At 59.8% G+C, this 20,441-nt stretch carries 17 protein-coding genes; 10 read left to right on the forward strand and 7 right to left on the reverse strand.

The genetic code is table 11. The features are described from left to right. Window positions 1–63: 63 nt before the first annotated feature. Both ACR0K9_RS02665 and ACR0K9_RS02670 read left to right on the forward strand, forming a co-directional pair. Window positions 64–1,335, forward strand: coding sequence for an MFS transporter (locus ACR0K9_RS02665; protein WP_480531839.1), 1,272 nt, complete (start codon window positions 64–66; stop codon window positions 1,333–1,335). 105 nt (window positions 1,336–1,440) lie between these two features. After that, window positions 1,441–2,022 carry a DUF924 family protein gene (locus tag ACR0K9_RS02670; RefSeq protein WP_480531841.1) on the forward strand — a complete coding sequence of 194 codons (582 nt, stop codon included), beginning with the start codon at window positions 1,441–1,443 and terminating at the stop codon, window positions 2,020–2,022. Here the strand turns inward: ACR0K9_RS02670 and ACR0K9_RS02675 are convergent. Further along, window positions 2,019–2,453 (reverse strand): hypothetical protein, encoded by a 435-nt coding sequence (locus ACR0K9_RS02675; RefSeq protein ID WP_480820531.1) that lies wholly within the window; start codon window positions 2,451–2,453, stop codon window positions 2,019–2,021. The two genes, ACR0K9_RS02670 and ACR0K9_RS02675, sit on opposite strands and share 4 nt — an antisense overlap. 204 nt (window positions 2,454–2,657) lie before the next feature. Here ACR0K9_RS02675 and lpdA point away from each other — a divergent pair, with 204 nt between their 5' ends. Next, window positions 2,658–4,052: a dihydrolipoyl dehydrogenase gene (gene lpdA / locus ACR0K9_RS02680; protein ID WP_480820533.1), complete on the forward strand. Its 1,395-nt coding sequence runs from the start codon at window positions 2,658–2,660 to the stop codon at window positions 4,050–4,052. A gap of 134 nt (window positions 4,053–4,186) precedes the next feature. Here lpdA and ACR0K9_RS02685 read toward each other — a convergent pair whose 3' ends face one another. Then, window positions 4,187–5,572 (reverse strand): M20/M25/M40 family metallo-hydrolase, encoded by a 1,386-nt coding sequence (locus ACR0K9_RS02685; protein WP_480820535.1) that lies wholly within the window; start codon window positions 5,570–5,572, stop codon window positions 4,187–4,189. A gap of 301 nt (window positions 5,573–5,873) precedes the next feature. Here ACR0K9_RS02685 and hemA point away from each other — a divergent pair, with 301 nt between their 5' ends. From hemA to ispG, 3 genes are all read left to right on the forward strand, one after another. Continuing rightward, window positions 5,874–7,097, forward strand: a complete 1,224-nt coding sequence (gene hemA / locus ACR0K9_RS02690; RefSeq protein ID WP_480820537.1) for a 5-aminolevulinate synthase — start codon at window positions 5,874–5,876, stop codon at window positions 7,095–7,097. 129 nt (window positions 7,098–7,226) lie between these two features. Then, the gene (locus ACR0K9_RS02695; RefSeq protein ID WP_480820539.1) at window positions 7,227–8,441 is read left to right on the forward strand and encodes a helix-turn-helix domain-containing protein; all 1,215 of its coding nucleotides are present in this window, start codon (window positions 7,227–7,229) and stop codon (window positions 8,439–8,441) included. Window positions 8,442–8,511: 70 nt separating this feature from the next. Then, window positions 8,512–9,633 (forward strand): flavodoxin-dependent (E)-4-hydroxy-3-methylbut-2-enyl-diphosphate synthase, encoded by a 1,122-nt coding sequence (gene ispG / locus ACR0K9_RS02700; RefSeq protein WP_480531853.1) that lies wholly within the window; start codon window positions 8,512–8,514, stop codon window positions 9,631–9,633. A 14-nt stretch (window positions 9,634–9,647) separates the two neighbouring features. Here the strand turns inward: ispG and ACR0K9_RS02705 are convergent, their stop codons facing one another. From ACR0K9_RS02705 to ACR0K9_RS02720, 4 genes are all read right to left on the reverse strand, one after another. Further along, window positions 9,648–10,223 carry a Rieske (2Fe-2S) protein gene (locus ACR0K9_RS02705; protein ID WP_480820541.1) on the reverse strand — a complete coding sequence of 192 codons (576 nt, stop codon included), beginning with the start codon at window positions 10,221–10,223 and terminating at the stop codon, window positions 9,648–9,650. A 123-nt stretch (window positions 10,224–10,346) separates the two neighbouring features. Continuing rightward, window positions 10,347–10,901: a CHAP domain-containing protein gene (locus ACR0K9_RS02710; RefSeq protein WP_480531857.1), complete on the reverse strand. Its 555-nt coding sequence runs from the start codon at window positions 10,899–10,901 to the stop codon at window positions 10,347–10,349. A gap of 272 nt (window positions 10,902–11,173) precedes the next feature. Beyond that, window positions 11,174–11,932 (reverse strand): DsbA family protein, encoded by a 759-nt coding sequence (locus tag ACR0K9_RS02715; protein WP_480531859.1) that lies wholly within the window; start codon window positions 11,930–11,932, stop codon window positions 11,174–11,176. Further along, window positions 11,929–13,311: a M48 family metalloprotease gene (locus tag ACR0K9_RS02720; RefSeq protein WP_480820543.1), complete on the reverse strand. Its 1,383-nt coding sequence runs from the start codon at window positions 13,309–13,311 to the stop codon at window positions 11,929–11,931. The genes ACR0K9_RS02715 and ACR0K9_RS02720 overlap by 4 nt, the downstream gene beginning before the upstream one ends. On the opposite strand from ACR0K9_RS02720, the gene ACR0K9_RS02725 reads away from it, so the two are divergent. The 3 genes from ACR0K9_RS02725 (at window position 13,310) to ACR0K9_RS02735 (ending at window position 18,345) form a co-directional block, all read left to right on the forward strand. Continuing rightward, window positions 13,310–14,473 carry a pyridoxal phosphate-dependent aminotransferase gene (locus tag ACR0K9_RS02725; RefSeq protein ID WP_480820545.1) on the forward strand — a complete coding sequence of 388 codons (1,164 nt, stop codon included), beginning with the start codon at window positions 13,310–13,312 and terminating at the stop codon, window positions 14,471–14,473. The two genes, ACR0K9_RS02720 and ACR0K9_RS02725, sit on opposite strands and share 2 nt — an antisense overlap. A 66-nt stretch (window positions 14,474–14,539) precedes the next feature. Continuing rightward, complete coding sequence (locus ACR0K9_RS02730; RefSeq protein ID WP_480531865.1) at window positions 14,540–15,760, forward strand: N-acetylmuramoyl-L-alanine amidase; 1,221 nt, start codon at window positions 14,540–14,542, stop codon at window positions 15,758–15,760. A 95-nt stretch (window positions 15,761–15,855) separates the two neighbouring features. Then, a complete protein-coding gene (locus tag ACR0K9_RS02735; RefSeq protein WP_480820547.1) occupies window positions 15,856–18,345 on the forward strand; it encodes a penicillin-binding protein 1A in 2,490 nt (829 codons plus the stop codon). On the opposite strand, the gene ACR0K9_RS02740 is transcribed toward ACR0K9_RS02735, so the two are convergent. After that, window positions 18,339–19,169, reverse strand: a complete 831-nt coding sequence (locus tag ACR0K9_RS02740; RefSeq protein WP_480820549.1) for an aminoglycoside phosphotransferase family protein — start codon at window positions 19,167–19,169, stop codon at window positions 18,339–18,341. The two genes, ACR0K9_RS02735 and ACR0K9_RS02740, sit on opposite strands and share 7 nt — an antisense overlap. Window positions 19,170–19,246: 77 nt before the next feature. On the opposite strand from ACR0K9_RS02740, the gene prfB reads away from it, so the two are divergent. Continuing rightward, window positions 19,247–20,371, forward strand: a complete 1,125-nt coding sequence (gene prfB, locus ACR0K9_RS02745) for a peptide chain release factor 2 (RefSeq protein WP_480820551.1) — start codon at window positions 19,247–19,249, stop codon at window positions 20,369–20,371. Window positions 20,372–20,441: the final 70 nt, after the last annotated feature.

Consider the following 20,441-nt stretch of genomic DNA (forward strand, 5'->3'; position numbering starts at 1 on the left):
GCGATGCAACCGGTATTTGGGCGCAAAGCGAACTGAATACACTTTGGCATTTGGATAGGCGGCATGCTTCAGGTTCTCTCCAGCGCTTGGGCGCTTCTTCTTGGAATGGGTTTGCTGATGGTCGGCAACGGCCTGCAGGGGACCTTGCTGGGTGTGCGCGGCGAGATCGAGGGCTTCTCGACCCTGCAGATGTCGTTCGTAATGTCGGCCTATTTCCTTGGCTTCCTCGGAGGTTCGCGTCTGGCGCCCGAGATGATCCGGCGGGTGGGCCACGTGCGGGTCTTCGCTGCGCTGGCATCATTCATTTCAGCCGTGATGATCATGTACCCGATGCTGAGCGATCCGATCGCATGGTTCATTGGCCGCGTCATCATCGGTTTCTGTTTTTCCGGCGTGTATGTGACTGCTGAAAGCTGGCTGAACAACGCGGCCAGCAACGAGAATCGCGGACAGGCGCTGTCGCTCTATATGATCGTACAAATGATCGGTATCGTCAGTGCCCAGGCGCTGCTGCTGGTCGGCGATCCGGCTGGTTACGAGACCTTCGTGATCGCCTCGATTCTGGTTTCGGTCTCGTTTGCACCCATTCTGCTGTCGATTTCGCCGACACCGGCCTTCGACACTGCCAAGCCGATGACACTACGTCAGCTGATGGACACCTCTCCGCTGGGATGTGTGGGCATGTTCCTGCTGGGTGGGATTTTCTCGGCCCAGTTCGGTATGGCCGCCGTCTACGGGGCGCAGGCTGGATTGACGCTTGTGCAGATTTCGACATTTGTCGCCACATTCTATATCGGGGCTTTGGTGCTGCAATTCCCGTTGGGCTGGATGTCGGACCGGATGGACCGGCGTCTGCTGATTCTGATGGTGTCAGCAATCGGAGGGCTGGGTTCTGTGGTCGGGATGATCTTTGGCATCACTTTTCCGGTGCTGCTGGTTTCGGCCTTCATGATCGGTGGGATGTCGAACCCGCTCTATTCCTTGTTGATCGCCCATGCCAACGATTATCTGGAGCCGGAAGATATGCCCGCAGCATCGGGCGGGATGGTCTTTATCAACGGGCTGGGCGCGATTGCCGGGCCGCTGATCACCGGTTGGCTGATGGGACCGGCCGTCTTTGGCCCGCAAGGCTTTTTCCTGTTCATCGCAACGCTGATGCTGATCCTGGCGGCCTATGCCCTGTACCGGACAACGCAGCGTGCCGCAGTGCCCGTGGAAGAGACCGGATCAATGTCGCCTGTCTATCCAACCGCGTCCCCGGTTGCGTTTGAAGTCGCGCAGGAAGTTGCCATCGAAGCGGCGCAGGAAGATCAGGATACGCAGGAACCCGCCTGACGCCGGATTTGTGACTTTTGTGTTGCAATATGTTACTGTCACAAAACTGTAAAAGTGATTTTAATGAGTTCACGTCCCTGGGGGGCATTTATGGAGTTAAGGGCAATGAAGGCTCCTGAAGAAGTATTGAGTTTTTGGTTAGATGAGGTTGGCCCAAAAGGGTGGTACCTGCAGGATGAAGCGCTGGATGCGCGGATTCGTGACAAATTCCTGTCAACCTGGGAGGTCGCGTGCGAAGGGAAGTTTTCGCTCTGGCTGACCTATCCCAGCGGTTCACTGGCTTATATTATCCTTATGGATCAATTCCCTCGCAACATGTTCCGTGGCAGCGCCAAGGCGTTCTCATCGGATCGTGCGGCGCTTGCGGCTGCGAAATGCGCGGTCGACAAGGGTTGGGATATGAAGATCGATGAGCCGGCGCGACAGTTTTTCTATCTACCGATGATGCATTCGGAAAACCTGTGTGATCAGGAACGCTGTGTGCGTCTGATGCACGAGCGGATGCCGCAGGGTGGCGAAAGCAATTTGTTGCATGCGCGGGCGCACCGTGAAGTGATCCGCAAGTTCGGTCGTTTCCCGTATCGCAACGATGCGCTGGAACGCAGCACAACTGAACACGAAGCGGCATATGTCAGCAATGGCGGCTACGGCACCACCGTGCGAGAGTTGCAGGCTGCCGCGACCTAAGTCGCGGGCACGCATCCTCTGATTGCCAGCAGTCTGTTGGTGGCGCGATCTGCTGCCGTTGTGATGGCGTGATCTATCAGGTCTTCAGGCTGCTCTGCCAGGCCCGCAAGGCGGGCCTGTGTGGTTTTCAGACCCTCCTCCAAAGTGCCGAGGCGCTGCAAAGCGGCGTTCAATTGTTGCGCCGTCGCTGAATCGAGCGTTCCCCTTTCTTCCCGTATCGCCACCAGATCCCCGCGCAGCGCGGCGAGCTCTCCGCGTATGCCTTGCGCCTGATCGCGAAGCGAGGGCACAACCTGCAGGTTCTCGGCAAAGCCGGTGCGGATGGTGTCGACCGATTGAGCCAGTTTCCAGCCCAGAAACAGGCACAGGGCCAACAGGATCAGGGTCGCGTTCAAAAGGGCAAGTGCCAGATCTTTGAGGGTTTTTGCCATGATAGATCTCTCTGTAATTCACATAAATGGAAACGGTCGGGTTCGGTTCTAGCCTTTGGATTGACGCGGGTATAGGCTGAAATCAGCGCAAATTTGGCGATCTGACCCCGCGTCATATATGTCGCGGGAGAGGATGTTGATGTGCTTCGGGAAATAGTTTAATGGTAAACTAAATTTGAAACCGACCTGCGCCGAGAGGGACACATGGCTGCACAATCTTATGATCTGATCGTAATCGGGGCAGGCCCCGGGGGCTATGTCGCTGCTATTCGTGCAGCTCAACTAGGGCTGAAAACAGCCGTGGTCGAACGCGAGCACTTGGGTGGCATCTGTCTGAACTGGGGCTGTATCCCGACCAAGGCGTTGTTGCGGTCGTCGGAAGTGTTTCATCTGATGGAGCGTGCCAAGGATTTCGGCCTCAAGGCCGACAAGGTGGGCTATGATCTGGACGCGGTTGTCAAACGCTCGCGCGGGGTAGCGGCTCAGCTTTCGGGCGGCATCGGGCATCTGCTGAAAAAGAACAAAGTTACCGTGGTGATGGGTGAGGCGACGATCCCGGCCAAGGGCAAGGTCAGCGTCAAGACCGACAAGGGTACCGAAGAACTGACGGCCAAGAACATTGTGCTGGCCACCGGAGCCCGCGCCCGCGAACTGCCGGGGCTCGAGGCGGATGGTGATCTGGTCTGGACCTACAAACACGCGCTGCAGCCGCCCCGGATGCCCAAGAAACTGCTGGTCATCGGCTCGGGCGCGATTGGTATCGAATTCGCCAGCTTCTACAACACGCTGGGTGCGGATACGACTGTGGTCGAGGTGATGGACCGAGTGTTGCCGGTGGAAGATGCCGAGATCAGCGCCTTCGCCAAGAAGGCCTTTACCAAGCAGGGCATGAAGATCATGGAAAAGGCGATGGTCAAGCAGCTTGACCGCGCCAAGGGCAAGGTGACCGCGCATATCGAGGTGAAGGGCAAGGTCGAGAAACATGATTTCGACACGGTGATCTCTGCTGTCGGTATCGTGGGGAACGTTGAAAACCTGGGGCTCGAAGCTCTGGGCGTGAAGATCGACCGCACCCATGTAATCACAGATGAATTCTGCCGCACCGGAGTCGAAGGGCTCTACGCCATCGGTGACATTGCCGGCGCGCCCTGGCTGGCGCATAAGGCCAGCCATGAAGGTGTGATGGTCGCCGAACTGATCGCAGGCAAACACGCGCATCCGGTCAAGCCCGAAAGCATCGCGGGCTGCACTTATTGCCAGCCGCAGGTTGCATCAGTGGGGTACAGCGAGGCCAAGGCGAAAGAGCTTGGCTATGACATCAAGGTCGGACGCTTCCCGTTCATTGGGAACGGCAAAGCCATCGCCCTGGGCGAGCCTGAAGGGCTGATCAAAACCATCTTTGACGCCAAGACGGGCGAGTTGCTGGGTGCGCATATGATCGGTGCTGAAGTAACCGAGATGATTCAGGGCTATGTGGTGGGCCGGCAGTTGGAGACCACTGAAGAAGATCTGATGAACACTGTCTTCCCGCACCCGACGCTGTCAGAGATGATGCACGAAAGCGTTCTGGATGCGTATGGCCGTGTGATCCATATGTAAGGGAAGGGGGCTCTGCCCCCGCCGCGGCAAGCCGTGACTCCCCCGGGATATTTATGGCCAGATGAAGCAGGGGATCCGTACTTCATCTGGCTGAAAATATCACGGAGCGCGAGGCAGAGCCTCGCTGAAAACTCCTATTTATTCAGTGCATCCAGAATGCGGGCCCACGAGCGGATGCCCTTGTGGAAGCTTTTGACGTCGTATTTCTCGTTCGGCGAATGGATGGCGTCGTCGTCATTGGCATACCCGACCAGCATCGAATCCAATCCAAGGACGGTGTCGAAATAGCCAACGACCGGGATCGAGCCGCCCATGCCGGTGAACACGGCCTCGCGGTTCCATTCGTCCGAAAGCGCGCCGCGCGCTGCTTCGAATTCCGGGCGGTTGAGGTTCATGACCGAGGCGGGTGAGCCCTCAAGATCATTGTCCCATACGACTTTGGCGTCGGGGGAGAGGCGGTCTTCGACATGTTCGCGAATCTTGCTGCGCAGCGCGTCAGGGTCCATGTCGCCCACGAGGCGGCAGGTGATCTTGCAATGTGCCTCAGAAGGGATCACGGTTTTGGACCCAGCGCCGTTGTAGCCACCCCAAAGCCCGTTGACCTCGAGCGTCGGGCGCGCCCATTGTTGTTCCAGCGTGGAATAGGCCTTTTCACCGTGGGGCTGGGAATAGCCGACCGAGTTCAGATATTCCGCCTCATCGAATCCGCAGTTTTGCCACTGGCGCAGCTGGTCGGCGGGCACCTCGTGAACGCCCTCATAGAAACCGTCAACGGCAACGCGCCCGGTTTCCTCGTCATAAAAGGACGCCACAAGACGCGACAGTTCCCGCAGCGGGTTCAGGCCCGGCCCGCCATAATGGCCCGAGTGCAGGTCGATGCGGGGCCCGATGATGGTGAATTCATCCTTCAACATCCCGCGCAGCTGCGACGCGATCGACGGCACACCGCGTGAGACCATCGAGGTGTCGCAGACCAGCGCCAGATCGGCCTGCAGCTCGGCTTTGTTCGCCTCGAGGAACGGCACCAGCGAAGGTGAGCCTGATTCCTCTTCGCCCTCAAAGAAGAATGTGATGCGGCAGGGCAGGGCGCCATGGACGGCTTTCCAGGCGCGACAGGCTTCGACGAAGGTCATCAATTGGCCTTTGTCATCAGAAGAACCGCGCCCGCGGATCACTTGCCCGTGTTGGGTGTCTTCCAGTGCCGGATCAAACGGGTCGCGGTTCCACAGCTCCAGCGGGTCGACGGGCTGCACGTCGTAGTGGCCATAGAACAAGACATGCGGGCCGCTGCTGCCCTCGCCAACGTGGCCAACGACCATGGGGTGGCCGGTGGTTTCCCGTTTTTCTGCCGCAATTCCGATGCTTTGCAGATCAGCCACCAGCCAGTCGGCGGCTTTGTCGACATGCTCTTTGAATGCCGGGTCGGTCGAGATCGAAGGGATGCGCAGAAACTCCATCAGGCGGTCGATAGAGGTGGTCAGATCGGTGTCGATCCGGCTCAGTACGGCGTCAAGCGACATGGGGTTCTCCTGGGAAGGTTCTGGATTTGGGCAGAGCCTAGCAGCATGAGCGAGGCCGTCCAGCCTGTTTCGCGGTTTGGGCTGGGGTTAAGACCTGCGTCGTTTCCTCGCGTTTTCTGGCCGTAACTTTGCTTGTCGGTTCAGGCGTTAGGCGTTATTTGATGCAAATCAAAGTTGGGTTCACCGGTCCGGCTGTAGGCAGGCCGGACAGAAGAACACAGCGCCATGTTTCCGGTTCGGCTGTGATATGGCGGAAAAACGCGTCCGGCGCTATGATAACCGGGCATCCAAGGAGGGTCCGTTGGACTATACTGCTCAGCTCGATTCAGCGATTGCCAGGCTGCATGACGAAGGACGTTACCGGACCTTTATCGACATCGAACGTCGTAACGGGCATTTCCCGCATGCGGTGCGGACCTGCCCGGATGGATCGCAGCAGAATATTACCGTGTGGTGCGGCAATGACTATCTAGGCATGGGCCAGCATCCGGTCGTCCTGGAGGCCATGCACGAAGCGGTGGATGCTGCCGGTGCGGGTTCGGGCGGCACACGCAATATTTCGGGTACGACCGTATATCACAAGCGGCTTGAATCAGAGTTGGCCGATCTGCACGTCAAGGAAGCCGCGCTGCTGTTCACCAGCGCCTATATCGCCAATGACGCGACACTTTCGACCCTGCCGAAACTGTTCCCCGGTCTGATCATCTATTCCGATGCGTTGAACCATGCTTCGATGATCGAAGGTGTGCGCCGCAATGGTGGTGCCAAGCGCATCTTCCGTCACAACGATGTTGCGCATCTGCGCGAGCTGATGGCGGCGGATGATCCGGCGGCTCCCAAGCTGATCGCGTTTGAATCGGTTTATTCGATGGACGGTGATTTCGGCCCGGTCGAAGAGATCTGCGATCTGGCCGATGAGTTCGGCGCGCTGACCTATATCGACGAGGTCCACGCTGTCGGCATGTACGGCGCCCGCGGCGGCGGTGTGACCGAGCGGGACAATCTGGCCCACCGCATCGACATCATCAACGGGACGCTGGCCAAGGCCTATGGCGTCATGGGCGGATATATCGCCGCCAGCGCCAAGATGTGCGACGCGATCCGGTCTTATGCTCCGGGCTTCATCTTTACCACATCGCTGCCACCTGCGGTTGCGGCAGGGGCGGCGGCCTCGGTGGCTTATCTGAAAACTGCGCCCGAGCTGCGCGAACAGCATCAGACCCAGGCGAAAATCCTCAAGCTGCGGCTGAAGGGGCTGGGCATGCCACTGATCGATCACGGCAGCCACATTGTTCCGGTGATCGTCGGCAATCCCGTCCACACCAAGAAGTTGAGCGATATGCTGCTGGATGATTATGGCATCTATGTGCAGCCAATCAATTTCCCGACCGTGCCGCGCGGCACTGAACGGTTACGGTTTACCCCGTCTCCGGTGCATGGACCTGACGAAATGAACCGTCTGGTACAGGCGATGGACCAACTTTGGTCACATTGTGCGCTAAATCGCGCCGAACTTGCGGGATAACCTCACACCAAAGTGTGCAACGAGTTTGCTGCGTGTTAAGCTTACGCTAACAAAAGTAACGGACGAATCGTATAGGGTCGATTCGCTGTTTGCGCGTAACACGCGACAGGCAAAGATGGGGCAGCAGGAATGATTGGGCGCAGATCACAGCGCAATTCCGAAGAGGACATGGATGTCAGACCCAAAGGGTTTGATGACTATGAGGTACGGCTTGGCGATGTCATGCGCGGCGAACGCGCGACGATGGGCAAGTCTCTTCTGGATGTGCAGCGTGAACTGCGGATCAAGGCCAACTACATCGCTGCCATCGAAAACGCCGACCCTGAGGCTTTTGACACGCCCGGCTTCATCGCCGGGTATGTTCGTTCTTACGCGCGCTATCTGGGTATGAACCCGGACGAGACGTTCCAGACCTTCTGCAGGGAAAGCGGCTTTGAAGTTGCGCATGGGATGTCTGCTGAGGCGTCTGTCGTGAAGAAGACGCAAGGCGGTCTGCCTGCGCGTGGGCCGATGGGGCGCGATCCGTTCGTATCACCCAGCACGCCCTATTTTCCCGGCCACGAATCCGTTGTCAGCCGTATCGAACCGCGCGCCATTGGCTCGACGCTGGTTCTGCTGGCCGTTATTGGCGGTATCGGTTACGGCGGCTGGTCGGTTCTGAACCGTATCCAGCAGGTTCAAGTCAGCCCGGTCGAACAGGCTCCCGTTGTCCTGACCGACCTCGATCCGCTTGATGCGGCCCAGGCCCGGTCGGATGAGGTTGAATTGGCCGGTCTCGACACCCCGAGCTCTGAGGCACTGGATCGTCTGTACCGCCCGCAGGCACTGGACGTACCGGTTCTTGTGGCGCGCGATGCACCGATTTCAACGCTTGATCCGCGCACCGTCGGTACCTTCAGTGCGCCGGAACCGCCGCAAATTCAGGTGACCGAAGTGCACACGGTTGAACGCCCGGCACTGCCACAGGTGGTCGAGCAGGTGGATACCGCGCTCAGGATTGTTGCCGTTGACCCGGCCTGGATGCGGGTGACCGCCGCCGATGGCAGCATCATCTTTGAAGGCACGCTGGGCACGGTTGAACAGGGTAGCACCTTCGAAGTACCGCTGACCGAAGAGCCGCCGCTATTGCGTGCCGGGGCCTCGGGGTCTGTCTATTTCTCGATGAATGGTGAGCATTACGGCCCTGTCGGCGCGCCGGGAACGGTGGCCAAGGGTGTCGTGCTGTCCAAGGGCGCGGTGGCCGAGCAGTACACTGTGGCCGATCTTGAGGCCGAGCAGAACAGCGCGCTCAAGCAATTGGTGGCCGAGCTGCAGACCGAGGCGGCAGAAGCGCCCGCCGAGTGATCTTGGCATTGCTCCTTATGGGTTGGCGAACTATCTAAGGGCCAACTCAGGCTGATCCGGACCGATCCTCATGTCCCTCAATCACGTGCGCCCGTGGCGCAATATCTATCGCCGTAAATCCCGCCAGATCATGGTTGGCAACGTACCTGTCGGGGGCGACGCGCCGATTGCGGTGCAGACCATGACCAATACGCTGACCACCGACGTCGCAGCGACTGTTGCACAGGTGCAGGCGGCGGCAGAAGCTGGGGCGGATATCGTGCGGGTCTCGGTCCCGGATGAGGCTTCGTCAAAAGCGTTGAAAGAGATCGTGCGCGAAAGCCCTGTGCCGATCGTGGCCGACATCCACTTCCACTATCGCCGGGGCATCGAATCCGCCGAGGCCGGTGCGGCCTGTCTGCGCATCAATCCCGGCAACATTGGCGATGAGAAGCGGGTGAAAGAGGTCATCAAGGCCGCGCGGGACCACGATTGCTCGATCCGGATCGGGGTGAACGCGGGCTCGCTGGAAAAACACCTGCTTGAGAAATATGGCGAGCCGTGTCCCGAGGCGATGGTCGAAAGCGGGTTGGAACATATCCGTATCCTTGAGGATAACGATTTTCACAACTTCAAGATCAGCGTGAAGGCCAGTGACGTGTTCCTCTCGGCAGCCGCCTATCAGGGCATTGCCGAAGCCACGGACGCCCCCATCCATCTGGGCATCACCGAGGCCGGAGGTCTGGTCAGCGGCACCATCAAATCGGCCATCGGTCTGGGCAACCTGCTGTGGATGGGCATCGGCGATACGATCCGCGTCAGCCTGTCCGCCGACCCGGTGGAAGAGGTGAAGGTCGGCTATGAGATCCTGAAATCTCTGGGACTGCGCCATCGCGGCGTCAACATCATCTCCTGCCCGTCCTGCGCGCGTCAGGGGTTTGACGTGATCAAAACCGTCGAGGCGCTGGAGCTTCGGCTGGAACACATCAAGACCCCCATGAGCCTGTCGATCATCGGCTGCGTGGTGAACGGCCCGGGCGAGGCGCTGATGACCGATGTCGGTTTCACCGGCGGCGGGGCCGGGTCCGGCATGGTCTATCTGGCGGGCAAGGCCAGCCACAAGATGTCGAACGATCAGATGATCGACCACATCGTGGAAGAGGTTGAGAAAAAGGCGGCAGAACTGGATGCGGCGGCTGAGGCGGCTGAGTAGAAGGCATTAGGCATTTATCTCAGGGATGGCAGTCTCGAGACATCAATGACCAGAGACTGCCGGTCTCCAGTAAAATCAATCGGGTGTACTGTAAGATTTTCTGGGGTTGGACCCTGTCTGGCGCGGCCCCACATATCAAAATGCGCACCTTGGCACGGATCGAAGAAGCCGTCGTAGTTACCGGCCTGAGTGAGAACGATGCATCCAAAGCTCGCTGGGCTTACAGGGCTACCGATGAACCATTCGACACGGGCGAAATCCTCAGGATCAAGCGCACGGGCAAGCGATCCATTGTTCAGAGCCTCAGCCCAATCCTCCAGAGCGATGTTTGGATCGGCCTGCGACATCGCGGTAGCCATTTCAGCGGGACTACGGCGCCAAATGACAACTGGCTTGCCCAAGATGGTCAGTGTTTTGAAATCGCCGGGCTCCCAGCTTTTTATAGGGACATTATGCAGTCTGGATTGATATCCAGATTTGACATCGGCTGTAGGTTCCATGCTTGAAAACAAAAAGTGAAAACCAATGGCAACGGTCAACAATGCCCAACCTGCGGTTATGTAGTAGAGGAAAGAGCCCTTTTTCTTCATTGGGTATTTATTTTAAACTTGGTCTACTCAATCGCGTATTGGTTGAATGGTTATCAATACGCCTACACGGGTGGAAGCGTATATTGATCTATCAATTGTCTCCGAAGGGAAAGGTAATGTGGGTTACTCGCCGAATTTCGGATATATGAACCCGTTCACCGGATAGTTGCTGCCGTATTGCCCCGGTCGGGTTTCGACCCGGACCAGCGTCCAATCGTTGTTTTTGGATACGTCTTTGACACCCATTTTCAACGACACTTTGTTGCGGTGCCAGTTGGCGTGGTTCACGATGACTTCGCGGTCGGTGACGATATCTGACACGACCGCCACGTGACCCAATGGCATTCCTCTGGTTGCCCGAAATGACATCACCGAACCGACAACCGGTTCATTGCCCCGTTGAAAGAGGTTGTGCGCCTTGCCCCACCAGTCTTTGGCATTGCCGCGAATTTCGATGCCGCTGAGGTTTCGCGCATAGGGTACACACCACACTCTTTGCCCCCGGGCCTGCTTTTTTGAGACCTCTTGCAGCGCCATGGCCTGACGTTCGGGATCGAGATCCACCTCATTCGGGTTCTGAGCGCAGGCAGAGACAAGAGCAAACAGCCCCAGCGCAATCGCGGCGCGGGCAGGCAGGCGTGGCCAAATCGTATTCGTTTTGCGAATGCTGTTTTGCAAGAAACTTCGGTGCCGGTTTGAGTGGTGCCCGAGTTTTAGTGCGATCTTGTGGTGTATGGAAAGAGGCCTGCTGTTCGCAGGCAAGATTTTGCCAGTTCCAAATGCCTGTTGTGGCTAAATAGTCGCGCTGGAAGGCCCGCGCGCTTCCTGAGTTACGAGTGATGTACTTGATTAGATATCTTACTGTGGGTCCGAGACCGAGGGCGGCTTTGTGAGTCCAAAGCCGCTCTCGATCCCATAAGACATGAATTGAGGCCTATCTGCCCGCGTGCTTATCCCTGTTCTGCACGCACGCCGTTCGCGATCTGTAGCATCTGATCGGCGGGCAGGAAGCCACGCAGCATTTCGGTGCCCAGCACAAAGGATGGCGTACCCGAAATCCGCATCTTCTGCGCCAGCTGGCGGGTCTGGGCGATTTCGGCCGTCACCTCATCGCTGTCCATCGCTGCGACAATGGCGTCGCTGTCCAGACCCAGCCCATCTGAAATCCGGCGCAAGGTAACTTCGGACGGCTCGCCGCTGAACGCCAGCAGGGCGTCATGCACCTGCTTGTAGGCATCGTCGCCGGCCACTTGTTTCGTCGCAATGGCGAACCGCGAGGATACGACCGAGGCGTCGCCCAGAATCGGCAGTTCCTTGATCACCAGACGGATATTGCCATCTGCGGCCAACAGGCTGGCCACTTCGGGTACGGCGCGGCGGCAATAGCCGCAGCGGTAGTCCATAAACTCGACCAGCGTGATGTCTCCGTCCGGGTTACCGCCGACCCAGCTGTAGCCGTCGTTGAACAGCTCATCCGTATTGGCCGCGACCAGATCCTTGTCGGCGGCGGCTTCGGCGGCGGCGTTGCGTTCTTCCAGAATGTTGATCGCTTCGAGGATCACTTCCGGGTTATCCAGCAGGTATTCACGGACCTGCGCGCCGAACTCGGCCTTTTCCGCTTCGCTCATGGCGTTCAGGTCCAGCGCCTGCGCGGGGGCGGCAAGCATGGAAAGCCCCAGAAGGGCGGGTGCAGTGTGTCTGAGGATCATTTCCGTTTCCTTTTCTTTTTCTTCGCCCGTTCCGAGGCAATCAGCACGTCCTGTGCCCGTTGCCACCCCGGAGACCCTTCGGGCAGTCGCCCAATGGCGCGTCTTGCGTGGATGCCTGCATCGTCCAACCGACCATGCGAGGCATATCGTTCTGCAGTCACCACCGACGCCATCCCGGTGTTGCCCACCTTTGCGTATGCCGCGCCCAGATCCTGCATCAGTCGGGCGTTTCGGTAGTCCCTTGCGCGTGCTTTTTCAAGCGCTTGCAAGGCGTTCTTTGTTTGACCATCCGCCAGAAGGGCGCGCCCGTACCCGGCCAGGATGAGTGAATCATTCGGGGCCATATCAACAGCTGAACCATAGGCTGCAACCGCTTCTTTAACACGGCGGTTTTCCAGCAGAATCTGGCCTTTCAATTCATAGAAAAACGGGTCGTCTGGCCGGATTTCAAGGGCCTTGTCGATGGCAGCGCGCGCCCGGGTCAGGTCGCGGTTCTGATGATGGGCCGAGGCCTCGCGCATCAGGCGGATATCGGGATCGGTTTCCTCGGACGCGCGGCGCAGGGTCCAGCTGGGTGCGCGCAGCCAGGCCGACAGCTTGCCCTTGACCCGGGCAAACCAATAGTCGGCATTGGCGTTCTGCGGTGCCTCTTCGCTGAACTGTTCCAGAAAGTGCTCAGCTGCGCGCAGACGTTCCCGGCTGGTGGGGTGCGAGCGCATATAGGGGTCCTGATTGACCTCGCTCAGCAGTTCCTGACCGGCAAACTTGCGGTGCAGGTTGACCATCCCGCGCGGAGAGATGCCCGACCACCTCAGATAGCTGGCCGCGCTGCGATCGGCCGAGGCCTCTTCGGCGCGGGTATGGCCCAGAAAGCTGCGCAACGCAGACGAGGAGGTGCCTGCGGCGACCCCGGCCGCCGCTTCACCGCCGCCAGCGGCAGCGACGATCAGGGCCAGCGCGGTGCCGAATTGGGCGTTGCGCTGTGCGGCGCGCAGGTTCTCGGCCCGACGGGCGAGGTGGCCGTTTGCGATATGGGCGGCTTCATGCGCGATCACGGCCTGCAGCATCTCGGGCGTCTCGACGGACAGGATCAGGCCGTAATTCACATAGATGGTGTTGTAGTCGATGACGAACGCATTGAACGTGCTGTCATTGACCACCAAGATCCGGACGCGATTGGTGTTCAAACCGGCGGCGCGCAGGATCGGAAAGGCCAGTTCGCGCAGGCCATGTTCGATGTCGGGATCGCGGATCAGGCTTTGCGCCTGGCTTTGCGCGGTCGCCGCCAGCCACACCAGCGCAGCCAGCATCAGGGCCGGGATTGACGCCAGCCGGGATACGCGTTCAAAAGCCATGGCTGCAACATGGGAGATGGGCATGAGAAACTCAACCCGGTCCGGGGTCGATCCGTTTATTGTGATGGACGTGATGGAGGCCGCGCGCAAAGCCGAAGAGGCCGGACGCCACATCATCCATATGGAGGTCGGCCAGCCCGGCACCGGTGCCCCGAAGGGCGCCACCGCAGCACTGGCCAAAGCCATGGAGCAAGGGCCGCTGGGCTATACGGTGGCATTGGGGCTGCCTGCATTACGCCAGCGTATCGCGCGGCTTTATGGTGAGTGGTACAATGTCGATCTGAACCCCGAGCGGGTGGTGATCACGCCCGGTTCTTCGGGGGGCTTCCTGCTGACTTTTACGGCCCTGTTCGACAGTGGCGACCGCGTGGGCATCGGCGCACCCGGCTATCCCTCGTATCGGCAAATCCTGAAAGCGCTGGGACTGGTGCCGGTCGATCTGCCCACCGCGCCCGAGAACCGGTTGCAGCCGGTGCCTGCGGATTTTCCGCAGATGGATCTGCAGGGACTGATGGTTGCCTCGCCAGCCAATCCCACCGGCACGATGCTGGATCACGCCGCCATGGGCGCGTTGATTGAGGCGGCGCAGGGGCAGGGCGCCTCGTTCATCAGCGATGAAATCTATCACGGTCTGGAATACGAGGCCAAGGCCGTCACCGCGCTGGAACTGACGGATGAGTGCTATGTGATCAACTCGTTTTCCAAGTATTTCTCGATGACCGGCTGGCGGGTTGGTTGGATGGTGGTGCCGGAAGATCAGGTGCGGGTGGTGGAGCGCATCGCGCAGAACATGTTCATCTGCGCGCCGCATGCCAGTCAGGTGGCCGCGCTGGCGGCGATGGATTGCGAAGAGGAACTGCAGGCCAATCTGGATGTCTATCGCCGCAATCGTGCGCTGATGCTGGAGGGGCTGCCCAAGGCCGGGTTCACCAACATCGCGCCGCCGGACGGGGCGTTTTATGTCTATGCCGATGTCTCGGATCTGACCGATGACAGCCGCGCTTTTGCGGCCGAGATTCTGGACAAGGCCGGGGTGTCCGTCACGCCGGGGCTGGATTTCGACCCTGTGCGCGGTCACACCACGCTGCGGTTTTCCTATGCGCGAGCAACGGCTGACATTCAGGAGGGGCTGGATCGTTTGCAGCGCTTCATGACGGAACGCGACGCAATCGCTGCGCCGGTCTAAGGCGTTCACAAAGGCCGGGGGATGCGATAGGCTCGGCGCCAAACGATCTCGGGATAACTTGAGGCCATGAGCAGGATTTTCTACGCACTCGCCCTGATCTGGGCGCTGACCGGTGCTGCGTTCGCGCAGGACTTCAACGCGCTTGCCCGGGTGCTGCCGGATCAAAGCCGGATCAGCGATGAAGGCCGGTCGGGTGTGAAGCTGGAACTGAGCCTCAGTCAGGGCGTACCCTATCGCGTCTTCACCCTGCGCGATCCCTACCGGATGGTGCTGGACTTTCAGGAGGTCGACTGGACCGGGATGGACCGTCAGAGCTTTGTCCAGACCATCCGTATCAGCGGCGTTCAATACGGGGCCTATGTGCCCGGCTGGTCGCGGATGGTGCTGGAACTGGGCGCACCTTTGGCGATTGAAACAGCCGATCTGCGCGTGGACGAGGCGACGGGCACCGCGCATCTCTCGCTGCATCTGGTGGGCACCGATTTCGACAGCTTCGCTGCCAGCGCAGGGGCGCCGCGTCAGCCGGGATGGGATTTGCCCGAACCGATAGAACTGCCCAAGGCGACAAAGCCGCGTGATGGTCAAAGTGTTCGCGTGATGCTGGATCCCGGCCATGGCGGCATTGATCCGGGGGCCGAGGTCGACGGCACCGATGAAAAGACCCTGATGATGACTTTCGCGCGCGAGCTGCGCGAGATGCTGCTGCGCGCAGGCGGGTTCGAGGTGGTGATGACCCGGGTGGACGACCATTTTGTCAGTCTTGAACGCCGCATTGCGCTGGCGCACCGGGCCGGGGCCGATGTGTTCATCTCGCTCCACGCGGATTCGCTATCCGAAGGGCAGGCGCATGGGGCGGCGGTCTATACGCTCACTGATGAGGCATCGGATGTGGCCAGCCAGAAACTGGCCGAGCGCCATAGCCGGGGAGATCTGATTGCCGGGATCGACCTGAGCGGGTCGGACGATCAGGTGGCCGATGTGCTGTTGGACATGGCGCGTCAGGAGACCAAACCGCGCACGGATGCTCTGGCGCGGGCGCTGGCCGATGGGATGGCGCAGCAGGGCGGGCCGATGAACAGCCGCCCGTTGCGAACCGCGTCTTTTTCGGTGCTCAAGGCTGCCGATATTCCTTCGGTTCTGGTCGAGCTTGGGTTTCTGTCCAGCCCGCGCGACCTGAAGAACATCCAAAATCCGCAATGGCGCGCCTTGATGGCGCATGGCATCGTGCAGGGGCTGCAGGCCTGGCGGCAGGATGATCTGGTGAAACGTGCGCTGATCGGGCAATGACGCGGCGGCGCAAAATGGCCATTGTAGGGTTTCGTGTTTTGACCCGGGGCGGGCGGGTCCCTATATAGGCGGCACCGCGAGTAAAAGGCAGTAACGTGATCCGGTTCATTCTTTCGTTTTTCGGGGCGATCTTCAGCCTCGTGACTTTGGGTATTTTCATGGCCGCGCTGGTCGTCGGCGCGGTGTTCTGGATGTATGGGCGCGATCTGCCCAGCCATGAATCGCTGGCGCAGTACAAGCCGCCGACGATCAGCCGGATTTATTCGGGCGAAGGCCAATTGATCGACGAATTCGCGCAGGAACGCCGCCTGTTCACCCCGTCCGAGGAAATCCCTGATTTGGTGAAACAGGCGTTCATCTCGGCGGAAGACAAGAATTTCTATACCCATCAGGGCTATGACCCGCGCGGCATTGTTGCCGCCGGGGTCGAGGCGGTGCGCACCAAAGGCGCTACTGTTCGCGGTGCATCGACCATCACGCAGCAGGTGATGAAAAACTTCCTGCTGTCCGGCGACCGCCGGGCCGAGCGCAAGATCAAGGAAATCATCCTCGCCACCCGGCTTGAGGATACCCTGGATAAGGAACAGATTCTCGAGCTGTATATGAACGAGATCTTTCTGGGCCAGAACTCCTATGGTGTGACCGCTGCGGCGCAGACCTATTTCAACAAGACCCTGCAGGAACTGGCGCCGCACGAAGCGGCGACGCTGGCTGCGATGCCCAAAGCACCGTCGGATTACCATCCGGTGCGGCAGAAAGAACGTCTGCTGGACCGCCGCAACTATGTGCTGCGCGAGATGCAGCAGAACGGCTATATCGATCAGGCCACCTATGAGACCGAGGTCGAGATGCCGCTGCGATCAGTCCAGAATGGCGATTTCGAAAGCTTCCGCACCGCGCTGCCGCCGCGCGACTATTTCACCGACGAGATTCGCCGTCAGCTGAGCGAGGATTTCGGCGAGGGCGAGTTCTTTACCGGCGGATTTACCGTTCGCGCCTCGGTTGATGAAGAGATGCAGGTCGAGGCGGCCAAAGCCTTGCGCACGGCTTTGCAGAAATACGACCGCTCGCGCGGGCGCTGGCGTGGTACGGGTGACGTGATCCCCGAGGAAAAGCTGGCCGACGAAACCCAGTGGCGCGAGGCGCTGGCGATCATGGAAATCCCGCGCGACGTGGTATTGCCGACGCAATGGTATCCCGCCGTCGTGCTGAACGTGGCTGACCAGTCCATGACAGTTGGTATCGAGGATGGTCCGGCGGATGGAATTGTTCCGCGGTCTGACATCCAGTGGATGCAGGGCAATTTCCAGGACAATTTCAAACGCGGTGACGTCATTCTGGTGATGGCCGGAGAAGAAGGCCAGTGGTCTGCCCGTCAGGTCCCCGAAGTACAGGGCGGCTTTGTCGCTATGGACGTGAATTCGGGCCGTGTTCTGGCGATGCAGGGCGGGTTCTCGTATCAGGATACCGTGTTCAACCGCGCGACGCAGGCGCAGCGTCAGCCGGGCTCATCCTTTAAACCTTTCGTCTATGCCGCCGCGCTGGATAGTGGATACAGCCCCGCCACCATCGTTGTGGACGCGCCGATTGAGGTGAACACGCCGCAGGGCCTGTGGCGGCCCAAGAACTCGTCGAACAAGTTCTACGGCCCGACACCGCTGCGCACCGGGATCGAACAGTCGCGGAACCTGATGACCATCCGTCTGGCGCAAGAGGTCACGATGCCTGTCGTGGCCGGGTATGCCGAACGGTTCGGCGTCTATGACCGGATGGGGGCGTTTCTGGCCAACTCTCTGGGGGCCGAGGAAACCACGCTCTACAAGATGGTCGCCGCCTATGCGATGTTCGCCAATGGCGGTGAACGGGTTGAGCCGACTCTGGTCGACCGTATTCAGGACCGGTACGGCAAAACGATTTACCGGCATGACGACCGGCAATGTCTGGATTGCAACTCAAACTGGCTGGAGCCGGATGAAGCGCCGCAGATCATCACCGATCGCAGCCAGGTGATGGACGCGATCACCGCTTATCAGCTGACCTCGATGATGAAGGGTGTGGTGGATCGGGGAACCGCATCCAGCGTCGTCAATCTGCCGGTGCCGACGGCGGGCAAGACCGGCACAACCAACGAATCCAAGGATGCGTGGTTCATCGGCTTCACCTCGAACATCGTGGCGGGGTGCTATATCGGCTACGACCGCCCGCGCCCGATGGGGCGGGGGGCCTATGGCGGCACCTTGTGCGGTCCGGTCTTCCAGAGCTTCATGGAAAAAGCGGTCGAGAAATACGGTGGCGGTCCCTTTGAGGTCCCCCCTGGCGGGCAGTTCATCAAGATCGACCGCTTCAGCGGTGCGCGTTTGCCTGCGGATGCGTCGGGTGACTATGTGGTTGCCGAATACTTCCGCGATGGCGTCGATGGCTTTATCGACCGTATCTATGACGGTGGCTTCGCGGTTGGATCCGAGTTGCCGCTGTTCGAAGAAGTCACGCGCGGCGGCCGTCAGGTGACCACCTCGACCGGAAACACGATCACCGTTGGCCCCAATGCCAGCCAGGGCGACCTGCAGGGCGGTGGGCTCTACTGATCCGCGATCTCAAGGAACTGGTGAAGCAGATCGGCCTCCGGGTCGATCTCAACCTGCCCATTGGAGCGCCAGAAAATCGATAGCGCGCATTTTGCGGCGGCCCATTGTGCCAGCCGATGGGCGCTGACATTCATCGCATTGGCGTAAAGGGGCAGGCATCGTTCGATCTGGCTGCGTTGCCGTACCAGTTCGGTCATGCCTTTGGGGTGACGTAGGGCGTTGGCAAGTTCGAACGCCGGATCACCAAGATACCCTTTGGCATCGAAAATCCGAGGGCCGCGATCTGTCAGGATGACATTGTCGGGATGCAGATCACCGTGCAGCGGGATCGTGGCAGGCTGACTTTGCTGCAATGCGCGCGCCAGCTCGATTGCGCGGATCATGTCATGCCGGAAGGGAGCGGGGCAATCGGGTGAGAACCGGCATGAGAAGATCGGGTCAAAGACCTCTTGCAGCGGTTTCAGGCCCTCGGCCCTTACCGGCGGTGTCTGATGTAGGCGGGCTGCGGTTTCAGTCAGCATGGCCAGTGCCGTATCGGGTTCACCCGCCCGTGCCAGATCGCCCAGAGATGGCCCCTCCAACCACTCCATCAGCACGGCATTTTCTGTCTCTGCCAGAACCAGCACCGCGCCGCGATCCTGCCAGAGCTTCATGAGGTTTGTCCCTGCAGCTTCGTTTCCTCGGTCCACCTTGTGATAGAGTTTCAGCACAGCGGGACCATGGGCCGTTTTGACCTTCCAAACCTGCGCATGGCCGGTTTCGGCAACACGCGACAGGATGTTCAGCCCCCACGTCCGGGCAATCTTTTCCACTGCGTTTTGCATTCCGATCCCGCCCGTCTTGTGGTGGCCCCAAGCTCTTGCTATCACGCAGGCCTGATTGAGCAAGTTGGGACAAGACCATGCGCGCCGAAACCCAGAATATCGTGGCGGAAATCGAAAAGTCGCTGGAGCTGCTGGCGCAGCGCATGGACTATGAGACCGCGCCGCATCGGTTGGAGGAGTTTAACGCCCGCGTCGAGGACCCCAACCTGTGGGACAACCCCGAGAACGCGCAGAAGCTGATGCGCGAGCGGCAGATGCTGGTCGATGCCATCGAAACCTACGAATCCATCAAGACCGATCTCAGCGACAATATCGAGCTGATCGAACTGGGCGAGATGGAAGAGGACGCCGAGGTCGTGCAGGACGCCGAAGCCGCCATCAAGGCGCTGCACGGCAAAGCCGCCAAGAAAGAGCTTGAGGCGCTGCTGGATGGCGAGGCCGACAGCAATGACACCTTCCTCGAGATCAACTCGGGCGCAGGCGGGACCGAGAGCTGTGACTGGGCCTCGATGCTGGCGCGGATGTATGTGCGCTGGGCCGAGAAAAAGGGCTATACGGTCGAGCTGCAGTCCGAGACGGCGGGCGAAGAGGCCGGGATCAAATCCGCTGCCTACAAGATTTCCGGGCACAATGCTTATGGCTGGCTGAAATCGGAAAGCGGCGTGCATCGTCTGGTGCGGATTTCGCCCTATGACTCGGCGGCCAAACGGCATACCTCGTTCAGTTCGGTCTGGGTCTATCCGGTTGTGGACGACAATATCGAGATCGAGGTGAACCCGGCGGATATCCGTATCGATACCTATCGCTCGTCGGGCGCGGGTGGTCAGCACGTGAACACCACCGACTCGGCAGTGCGGATCACGCATATCCCGACCGGGATCGTTGTGACGAGTTCCGAGAAGTCGCAGCACCAGAACCGTGACATTGCCATGAAAGCGCTGAAATCGCGGCTGTATCAGCAGGAACTGGACCGCCGTAACGCCGATATCAACGCGGCGCATGAGGCCAAGGGCGATGCGGGCTGGGGCAACCAGATCCGGTCTTACGTGTTGCAGCCATATCAGATGGTGAAGGACTTGCGGACGAACCACGAGACTTCGGACACCAAAGGGGTACTGGACGGCGATCTGGACGGGTTCATGGCGGCTACGCTGGCGTTGAATGTGGCGGGCAAAAGCCGATCCGAGGCGCAGGGCGAATAGGTCGGGCAGGGGGCGCTGCCCCCATCGCGGCAGGCCGCGACTCCCCCGGGATATTTTGGGCCAGATGAAG

Source organism: Ruegeria sp. L12, from assembly GCF_056531745.1.

Coding starts and splice junctions, on each gene's coding strand:
- ACR0K9_RS02665 (WP_480531839.1), top strand. CDS start 64: ATGCTTCAGGTTCTCTCCAGCGCTTGGGCGCTTCTTCTTGGAATGGGT.
- ACR0K9_RS02670 (WP_480531841.1), top strand. CDS start 1,441: ATGAAGGCTCCTGAAGAAGTATTGAGTTTTTGGTTAGATGAGGTTGGC.
- ACR0K9_RS02675 (WP_480820531.1), bottom strand. CDS start 2,453: ATGGCAAAAACCCTCAAAGATCTGGCACTTGCCCTTTTGAACGCGACC.
- lpdA (WP_480820533.1), top strand. CDS start 2,658: ATGGCTGCACAATCTTATGATCTGATCGTAATCGGGGCAGGCCCCGGG.
- ACR0K9_RS02685 (WP_480820535.1), bottom strand. CDS start 5,572: ATGTCGCTTGACGCCGTACTGAGCCGGATCGACACCGATCTGACCACC.
- ACR0K9_RS02695 (WP_480820539.1), top strand. CDS start 7,227: ATGATTGGGCGCAGATCACAGCGCAATTCCGAAGAGGACATGGATGTC.
- ispG (WP_480531853.1), top strand. CDS start 8,512: ATGTCCCTCAATCACGTGCGCCCGTGGCGCAATATCTATCGCCGTAAA.
- ACR0K9_RS02705 (WP_480820541.1), bottom strand. CDS start 10,223: ATGAAGAAAAAGGGCTCTTTCCTCTACTACATAACCGCAGGTTGGGCA.
- ACR0K9_RS02715 (WP_480531859.1), bottom strand. CDS start 11,932: ATGATCCTCAGACACACTGCACCCGCCCTTCTGGGGCTTTCCATGCTT.
- ACR0K9_RS02725 (WP_480820545.1), top strand. CDS start 13,310: ATGAGAAACTCAACCCGGTCCGGGGTCGATCCGTTTATTGTGATGGAC.
- ACR0K9_RS02720 (WP_480820543.1), bottom strand. CDS start 13,311: ATGCCCATCTCCCATGTTGCAGCCATGGCTTTTGAACGCGTATCCCGG.
- ACR0K9_RS02730 (WP_480531865.1), top strand. CDS start 14,540: ATGAGCAGGATTTTCTACGCACTCGCCCTGATCTGGGCGCTGACCGGT.
- ACR0K9_RS02740 (WP_480820549.1), bottom strand. CDS start 19,169: ATGCAAAACGCAGTGGAAAAGATTGCCCGGACGTGGGGGCTGAACATC.
- prfB (WP_480820551.1), top strand. CDS start 19,247: ATGCGCGCCGAAACCCAGAATATCGTGGCGGAAATCGAAAAGTCGCTG.